The sequence below is a fragment of the Mesorhizobium sp. M7A.F.Ca.MR.148.00.0.0 genome (genome assembly GCF_003997735.1).
Taxonomy (GTDB): Bacteria; Pseudomonadota; Alphaproteobacteria; order Rhizobiales; family Rhizobiaceae; genus Mesorhizobium.
In genome coordinates this window covers 1-241 of sequence record NZ_RZTB01000669.1, presented here as the reverse complement: position 1 = coordinate 241, position 241 = coordinate 1, and the positions used below count along the sequence as shown (strand labels likewise).

Here is a 241-nt window from a genome sequence, read left to right as displayed (position 1 = left end):
CGGACCGGCGCCATCAAGGCAAAGTGTGCGCCTTGCGGGTCCTGGCACTGCACGATCCAGCTGCCGCCCGGGACCTCCATCGGCCCCATCAGGATCTTGCCGCCATTGTCGGTCACCCGTTTGGCCGCCGCGTCGATGGCCGCAACATTGAAATAGAACTGCCAGACCGGGACCGGAATCTGCTCGGGCTTGTTCATGATGCCGCCGCCGGATTCGGGGCCGGCTGTAAAGGTCTGGTAAG

At 64.3% G+C, this 241-nt stretch carries 1 protein-coding gene; it reads right to left on the bottom strand.

Going from position 1 to position 241, the window contains the following annotated elements:
- The coding region (locus EOB49_RS35770; protein ID WP_348630296.1) for a VOC family protein at positions 1 to 241 on the bottom strand (241 nt) is incomplete at both ends.